At 60.3% G+C, this 8,357-nt stretch carries 5 protein-coding genes; 1 reads left to right on the top strand and 4 read right to left on the bottom strand.

All coding sequences use genetic code 11. From position 1 onward, the window contains the following. Positions 1 to 310: 310 nt before the first annotated feature. The 4 genes from AD662_RS14385 to AD662_RS14370 all read right to left on the bottom strand — a co-directional run bounded on the left by AD662_RS14385 (position 311) and on the right by AD662_RS14370 (position 6,215). Positions 311 to 1,108 carry a transglutaminase family protein gene (locus tag AD662_RS14385; protein ID WP_018607123.1) on the bottom strand — a complete coding sequence of 266 codons (798 nt, stop codon included), beginning with the start codon at positions 1,106 to 1,108 and terminating at the stop codon, positions 311 to 313. Continuing rightward, the gene (locus AD662_RS14380; RefSeq protein WP_003201699.1) at positions 1,105 to 2,055 is read right to left on the bottom strand and encodes an alpha-E domain-containing protein; all 951 of its coding nucleotides are present in this window, start codon (positions 2,053 to 2,055) and stop codon (positions 1,105 to 1,107) included. Before AD662_RS14380 ends, AD662_RS14385 begins: the two co-directional genes overlap by 4 nt. Before the next feature lie 3 nt (positions 2,056 to 2,058). Beyond that, positions 2,059 to 3,468, bottom strand: a complete 1,410-nt coding sequence (locus tag AD662_RS14375) for a circularly permuted type 2 ATP-grasp protein (protein ID WP_053188194.1) — start codon at positions 3,466 to 3,468, stop codon at positions 2,059 to 2,061. A 635-nt stretch (positions 3,469 to 4,103) separates the two neighbouring features. Further along, positions 4,104 to 6,215: a TonB-dependent siderophore receptor gene (locus AD662_RS14370; protein ID WP_053188191.1), complete on the bottom strand. Its 2,112-nt coding sequence runs from the start codon at positions 6,213 to 6,215 to the stop codon at positions 4,104 to 4,106. Between the two features lie 293 nt (positions 6,216 to 6,508). Between AD662_RS14370 and AD662_RS14365 the strand changes: the two genes are divergently transcribed. Continuing rightward, positions 6,509 to 8,305, top strand: coding sequence for a methyl-accepting chemotaxis protein (locus tag AD662_RS14365; RefSeq protein ID WP_053188188.1), 1,797 nt, complete (start codon positions 6,509 to 6,511; stop codon positions 8,303 to 8,305). Positions 8,306 to 8,357 lie beyond the last annotated feature (52 nt).

Here is an 8,357-nt window from a genome sequence, read left to right as displayed (position 1 = left end):
AACTCCATGTTCGCCACCAATACCCTGTGGGAGCGAGCCTGCTCGCGAAAGCGGTGGGTCAGTTTGCATCGATGTTGGATGGGCTGCCGCCATCGCGGGCAAGCCTTGCTCCCACAGAGTTCTCGGGTGTTCACCAACTCCATGTTCGCCACCAATACCCTGTGGGAGCGGGCTCCCTCGCCACAAAGGCAGTTCGGTGGGGTCCCAAAGCCATGTGGCCCGGGGCTTCCACAGGGGGGCTCGGGTGGAGACAAGGCTTGTGTCCGCCACCCATTCCATGTGGGAGCGGGTTTGGCGATAAAGCCTGCCTCTATTGGTGCTGCACCTGCACCATCGAGCTCACCTGCACCCTCGCCTGCATCTGCTCCGCCCCGCCACCCCGGCGCATGCCGCGTACCGGGCAGGCGTCGAGGTAATCCAGGCCGACCGCCAGTTTCAAGTGGCGGTCTGGAAGGGTCAGGCGGTTGGTCACGTCGAAGCTGTACCAGCCATCATCCAGCCAGGCTTCAGCCCAGGCGTGGCTCGCCAGGTGGCTTTCATCTTCGGTGCACAGATAGCCGGAAACATAGCGCGCAGGAATGCCCAGGCTGCGGGCGCAGGCCAGGAACGCGTGGGTATGGTCCTGGCACACTCCCGTCCCACCGGCAAACGCCTCGGCGGCGGTGCTGTTGACCGCCGTCGTGCCGGGGCTGTAGGGCATCCGCGCCGCCAAACCGTTCATCAAATCGGTCAAGGCTGAACGATCGCGCCGGCCAGCACATTGCTCGACGGCGAAGGCGCTGAGGGTTTCATCCGCCTGGGTCAGGCGACTGCTGCGCAAAAAAGGCAACGGCGACTGGTTGTCCGGCTCCATCGCGATGGACTGATGGATTTCCACCTCGCCATAAGCTGTCAGTACCAAGGCACCGTGGGGCTCGTCCATGGTCATCACATGCAAGATGTTGCCATAGGGATCAAGCTGGCTGCGTACCAGTCGCGGCAGTTCCAGGTGCCATTCCAGGATGCGCTGGCGCTGAGTGTCCCGGGGCGTCAGGCGCAGGAACTGGATGCTGGTGCAGACTTCATCGGCGTAGCTGTAGGTGGTGTCGTGGCGGATGGACAGTTTCATACGACCTCCAGGTAAGACTCATGGACGGTCTGGCCCAAGTGGCGGATCTGCCCAATCAAATCGGTCAACCATTGATGCAGGCCCGACGCCAGGATCTCATCGATCCCCGAATAACGCAGGCGCGCATTCAGCTCGGCGGCCAGGCGTTGCGCTGGCCGGCCGTTGTTGCCCGGCAAGCTGGCGAGAATGTGATCCAGCTCTTCGATGCAGGCATGCAGCGAGCGCGGGACGTCAGCGCGCAACAGCAACATCTCGGAAACCTGCTCGGCGTTCGGCGCATTGCGGTAGATCTCGTTGAACGCCTCGAACGAAGACAACGCGCGCAACAGGGCACTCCACTGGTAATAACCACGGGCCGAGTTGTCGCTGACCTCCTCCGATTCCTCGCCGAACATTTCATAGCGGGCGTCCAGCAGGCGCAGCGTGTTGTCGGCCCGTTCGATAAAGGTGCCCAGGCGAATGAAGCAGTAGGCATCGTTGCGCATGATGGTGCCCGACGTCGCGCCACGGAACAGGTGCGAACGCTCTTTGACCCACTCGCAGAAATGGCTGATACCGTAGCGCCCCAGGCCGTTGCTGGCGATGTTGCGCATTTCCAGCCAGGTGGCGTTGATGTTCTCCCACATGTCGGCGGTGATGCGCCCGCGCACGGCATGGGCGTTGGTCCGCGCGGCCCGCAGGCAGCTATAGATACTGCCGGGGTTGGTTTCATCCAGCGCGAAGAAATGCAGCATGCGCTCGGTGTTGAGCGCGTCATAACGGGCGTTGTAGTCGTCCAGCGTACCGGCCGCCAGCAGCGACATCGCCAGCTCGGCGTGGCCATCGCTGCGTCCGGCCTGGGGCATCAGCGATAGCGAATAGCTGACTTCGAGCATGCGCGCCAGGTTCTCGGCGCGCTCCAGGTAGCGGGACATCCAATAGAGGTCCGAAGCAGTTCTTGAAAGCATGTCTTAGTCCTCCACTACCCAAGTGTCTTTGGTGCCACCGCCCTGGGACGAGTTCACCACCAGCGAGCCTTCGCGCAGTGCCACGCGGGTCAGCCCGCCGGGCACCAGGCGCGTTTCCTTGCCCGACAGCACGAACGGACGCAGGTCGATGTGGCGCGGCGCGATGCCGCTCTCGACAAAGGTCGGACACGTGGACAGGCTCAAGGTCGGCTGGGCGATATAGGCTTCGGGACGGGCCTTGAGACGTGCGCGGAAATCCTCGATTTCCGCGGCAGTGGCCGCTGGCCCGACCAGCATGCCGTAGCCGCCGGAGCCCTGGGTTTCCTTGACCACCAGATCCGGCAGGTTGGCCAGCACATGGGACAGGTCCTGAGGCTTGCGACACTGCCAGGTGGGCACGTTCTTCAGGATCGGTTCTTCGGTGAGGTAGAAGCGAATCATCTCGTCGACGTAGGGATAGATCGACTTGTCATCGGCCACGCCGGTGCCGACCGCGTTCGCCAGCACCACATTGCCCGCGCGGTACACGGCGATCAGCCCGGGCACGCCCAACATCGAATCGGGGTTGAACGACAACGGGTCGAGGTAGGCATCGTCAAGCCGACGATAAATCACGTCCACCTGCCGTGGGCCGGCGGTGGTGCGCATGTACACGTGGTCGTCACGCACGAACAGGTCAGCGCCCTCCACCAGCTCCACGCCCATTTCACGGGCCAGGAACGCGTGCTCGAAATAGGCACTGTTGAAGCGCCCCGGGGTCAGCACCACGGCGGTGGGGTTCTCGAGGGGGCTTGAGCTCTTGAGCGTGTCGAGCAGCAGGTTCGGGTAATGATCGATGGGGGCCACTCGCTGGGCGGCGAAGAGCTCGGGGAACAGGCGCATCATCATCTTGCGGTCTTCGAGCATGTAGCTCACACCGCTGGGCGTGCGCAGGTTGTCCTCCAGCACGTAGTAGCTGCCGTCACCGTCGCGAACCAGGTCGACACCGGCGATATGGGCGTAAATGCCCCGGTGCAGGTCCAGGCCCTGCATCGCAATCTGATAACCCTCGTTGGCAAGCACCTGTTCGGCAGGAATGATCCCTTCCTTGAGGATGTGTTGCCCATGGTAGATGTCGGCCAGGAACATGTTCAGGGCCTGGACCCGCTGAATGCAGCCACGCTCGACCATCTGCCATTCGCTGGCCTTGATGCTGCGCGGGATGATGTCGAACGGAATCAACCGCTCGGTGCCCTGCTCGTCCCCGTAGAGGGTGAAGGTGATACCGGCTCGGTGGAACAGCAGGTCGGCTTCGCGGCGGCGTTGCTCAAGCAGCTCAAGCGGTGTCTCCGCCAGCCAGCGCGAGAAAGCTTGGTAATGCGGGCGGCAGTCACCCTTGGCGTCATACATTTCATTAAAAAAAGCGTGGGGCATAGCCAACTCCCAGCCGTGTCGTACACGGCATTTCTTATTACGTCGTCATTCCACTCAGTACGGCCTTGCCTTTTTTATGAGCCCTGGTTCTCTGAGTACCTCGTTAGGCAATGGGTCTCTGATCAGGCCTTTGCGTCCGGATGACGTGCGCCCCCCTGTTTATCTACTTATCGAATACCCCTCGCTGGCTCTTTCGTCCTGGAGTCGTAGCAAGGGCTGTGCCTAAGTGCGGTGCATCGAGACAATGCTGGAAAAACTGTCGCATAACGACAAAAAAGCGAAATTTATTTTCGATTTTGCGACGAAAATCTGTTTGGACACTGAAACGTTTATTGCCATTTCCGGCGTCGATGCCATGAACGAGTCGAATCGGTGCAGCCAGGCGGGGAGCCAGCGTCGAATGCCCTGAAAAGGGGAAATTTATACCCACCGCTAAAACGCAGGCCTTAGCCTAACGATAGCTGACGTGTCGGACTTCAGGATGGATGAGTTCAGTTTCTGGTGCGACAACAAATAGCTGAACATCATCGGACATTGTGGGAGCGAGCCTGCTCGCGATAGCGGTTTGAATGTAAAAGTGACGCCCAAAAAAATGCCCGGACTTCAAGGTCCGGGCATTTTGCCTTCTGGATGGATCAGAACGTCACACTGGCGCTCAGCCGTGCGGTACGCGGCTCACCGACGCTTACCTGCAACTCGCTGCCCGTGGAGGACGGGTAGTACTGCTTGTCGAACAGGTTGTCGACGTTCAACTGCAACGAGGTTTTGTGCCCCAGTACCGGAGACTCCCAGCGCAGGAAGGCGTCGGCCACGGTGTAGCTGCTGAGCCAGAAGTCGTTGGCCTTGTTGGCGGCGCGTTCGCCGACGTACCGCGCACCTGCACCGGCGTGCCAGGCACCGAATTCGGCTGGCACGTTCAGATGGTGGCTCAGGTATAGGCTGGCGGTGTGCTTTGGCGCATCGGCGAGGCGATGGCCTTCGTCCTTGGGATCATCAAGTATTTCTGTATGGGTGTAGGCATAGGTGCCGATCAAGTCCCAACGCTCAGCCAGACGACCAGTGATGTCGAGTTCCAGGCCTTGGGAGCCGACCTTGCCGGCGGCTTCCGAGACTTCGTCAACGGTGGTGACTACGTTCTTTTTGACGATGTCGAACAAAGCGAGGTTGATGTTCAATCCCGGCAGCGGATCGTACTTGGCGCCGACCTCATAGCTGCGGCCCTCCTCTGGTTGGAAGGTACGACTATCCTTATCGACCACATCATTAGGCTTGAACGACCGGCTGTAGTTGCCGTACAGCGACAGGGTCTCGGTGGCTTTATAGACCAGTCCCAGGAACGGAACGAAGGCGTCGCCATTGTCGTCGCGAACCGGCGTCCCCTGGACGACCCCTTGAGTGGTGAATTGATCGTAATGCTGGTAACGACCACCGAAGACCAGGATCCAGCGATCATCGAGGTGCCAGTTGTCCTTCAGGTACACCGAACTGGAAGTCAGTTTGTTGCTCAAGTTGCTTTGTTTGGCATTCAGCTTACTGGGTTCAGCCAGGCCGCCATAAACCGGTGCGGTGATGTCGAACCCTCCTTCTGCGTCCCCACGGTAAGTCTTGCCACGAAACTGATCTGACACCTGATTATCGATACCAACCAGCAGATCATGGCGCTGACCGAACAGCTCCTGCTTACCCATGAAATCCCAACTGGCATAACGTGTCTCGTCATCGTATCGAGCACCGTTGGATTTTCTGCTCAACTCATTTCCCGTCAAATCATCGGACTGCGCAATCGAAAGACTGTACCGATCATTGTTCCAACCATAGGTGACCCGCGTTTTCCAATCCTCGCTCAGCTCATACTCAAACCGTGCCGTGGCCGTCTCGCGAATACCCACGCTCTTGGCCCAAGGCTCATCCAGGCGCTTGTCATAATCGATGTCCGCCGGATGCCCATTCCTGAACACCGTCCCCCGATCAAACGGATTGGAATATTCGTTGTATTCATAACTCAGGTTCAACGAAGCCCGCTCCCCCGTCCAAGCCACCGACGGCGCCACCAACGTGCTCTCGTTGACCCCATAGTTGCGCCAGTAATCCTCATGCCCGCGCTCGGCAATCAAGCGATAAGCCAAGCCGGTATCGCCCAGCGGCCCAGTGGTGTCCAGAGCCATGGTGCCGCCGCCTTCGCTGTAGGCCGAGCCGCTCAACGTGGTGCTTTGGGTGTATTGCGGTTTCTTGCTGATGACGTTGACCAGGCCGCCGGGCTCCAGCGCGCCGTACAGCATCGAGGCCGGGCCCTTGAGCACTTCGACCCGTTCGGTGGTGGCGCTGAAGTTGCGCCCCAGGTTCGAACGCACGCCGTCGCGCAGGATCGAGCCGTCGTCGTTGGTGCCAAACCCGCGCTTGACCAGCGAGTCCCGCGAGCCGCCCAGGGTGTTGCCCTGGCTGACGCCGCTGACGAACTTCATCGCGTCGCTCAGCGAGCGCACCTGATAGTCGGCCAGGGTCTGCTGGGTCACCACGTTGATCGATTGCGCCTCTTCCTTGATCGGTACATCGCTCTTGCTCGCCGTGCTGGCTTGCGACGTCGTATAGCCCTCGTCCTGAGTGACACGACTGCCCTGGATGTCCGTGGCCGGCAGTTCGAGAGCGTCCTGCGCCCACAATGGGCTCGCTATGAAACAGCAGGACAGCGTTGGTAACACACACTTGATAAAGACGTTGCGATTAGCGAGGGAGGTGGAACGTTTCAAGACGCGCACTCATAGAAGGGACGTTAATGAGAGCAAATATACTTTGAGAATGATTCCCAGTAAATCTTTTGTATCAAATGATGATCCCCCCCGAACCCCTGTGGGAGCGAGCTTGCTCGCGATAGCGACGGTACATCCAACATCAATGCAACAGACCCACCGCTATCGCGAGCAAGCTCGCTCCCACAGATTTCGCGAACAGTGATATCAAATAGCCCTATCCGCCCCTAAAGCTTTGGCGCTCGCGGTCGAATGTATTCCATTGAGAGATTTTTTTGCCCAGGAGCAGCGGCATGCAGACGTTAAAGGCCTTGTACGAGTCTATCGAGATGCAGTTTTTCGATACCCTCACCAAAAAGCTGTCGAGCCTTTTCCTGTTGGTGCTGGTCAGTGGCTTGTTGTACTGGGTGGCCCTCAGTGCCCGCGCCGAGATCCTGCTGCAGTTGCGCAACGCGCAGTTGGACGGCGCATTGCTGGGGCAGATCGAAGGCCGGCTCGACAGCCTCACCCATGCCCTGCTCTTCGGCGCGTTTCTGACGTTGGGCATGATCAGCTTCATGGTCTGGTATTTCCGCCACCTCATCGTGCGCCCCGTCACCGTCATGACCAAGGCCCTGGAAGAGATCGCCAACGGCGAAGGCGACCTGTCCAAGGACCTGCCACTGGTGACTCACGACGAGATTCGCGTGCTGGCCGGCACTTGCAACCGCTTCCTGGCCAAGCAGCGGGAGATCATCAGCAACGTCCAGGCGCTGACCGTGCACATCGCCGTCGAATCGGCCCGCTCGCTGAAGAACATCAGCGACTCCAGCGACAGTGCCACGCACCAGGCGCGCTTCGCCAAGGAAGTGATGGACCAGAGCAACACCGCCGTGGGCCGCATCGAAGAAGTCTCGCGCCAGACCCAGGGCATCTCCAGCACCACCGCCCAGAACCTGAGCATGGCCCGCGACTCCTACGCCGAGCTGCTGGAAGTGACCGGCAACATCAGCGAAATCTCCAGCAGCCTCAGTGAGTTTGCCACCCTGGTGAGCGCCTTGAACCAGCGTTCCTCAAGCATCAAGTCAATCGTCGGGTTGATCCAGCAGATCTCCGCCCAGACCAACCTGCTGGCCCTCAATGCCGCCATCGAAGCCGCCCGGGCTGGCGAAAGCGGCCGTGGCTTCGCGGTGGTGGCCGATGAAGTGCGAACCCTGGCACAAAACGTCAGCCGGGCCACCGATGACATCTCACGCAACATCGACGCCATGCTCGATGAAGTCAGCTCCACCCACGAGCAGACCACCCAGATCAGCCACAGCGCCCGGGAAACCCAGAAAGTGGTGGAGCGCGCCTCCGGCCATTTTGAAAGCATGATCGGCGATTTCGAATCCACCAACGGCAAGCTGGCGGACATCGCGACCCATATCCAGCAGTTCGCCGACAGCAACACCGGGATCAACGACCGGGTCACCCAGATCCACGCCGACAGCCAGCTGATCGACCAGCGCATGCAGCATTCGGCGACCGCCACCCGCGACCTGTCCGGCGTGGCCGAAAAGGTCCAGGCGCTGTTGGGCCGGTTCGTGCTCGGCCACGGCAAGCTGGATGCCGCCATCACCCGCGCCAGTGAATGCCGCGACACGCTCCAGGTTCGTTTGGAGGCGCTGCAAGGCGAAGGCCTGAACCTGTTCGACCAGAATTACCAGTTGATTCCCGGCACCGACCCCAAGCAGTACATGGCCAGCTATACCGAACGCTTTGCCCAGGTCTGCCAGGAGGAATGCGACAAACTCACCCGCAGCACCCCGGGTGGCAAGGTTTCGTTCATTGTCGACAGCAAGGGCTATTGCCCGGTGAACAACAGCTGGGTCTCGAAGCCGCCGACCGGCGACCGGGCGGTGGATTTGCCGGTGTGCCGCAACAAGCGAATCTTCAACGACCCGATCGGCCTGCGCGCGGCAGGCAACGTCCAGCGCTTCCTGCTGCAGACCTACCTGCGCGATACCGGGGAAATCATGACCGAGATCGACGTACCGTTCTTCTTCGGCGGCCGTCATTGGGGCAACCTGCGGGTGGGCTTCGATGCGGCGGTGTTGTTGGCGGAGTGATGAAACGCTCGCACGATTCCTGAGATCCCCTCTAAAACAATGTGGGAGCGAG

This window comes from Pseudomonas kilonensis (genome assembly GCF_001269885.1).
GTDB lineage: Bacteria > Pseudomonadota > Gammaproteobacteria > Pseudomonadales > Pseudomonadaceae > Aquipseudomonas > Aquipseudomonas kilonensis.
Note: the sequence above shows the minus strand (reverse complement) of the source record. Positions and strands in the feature narration are given on the sequence as shown.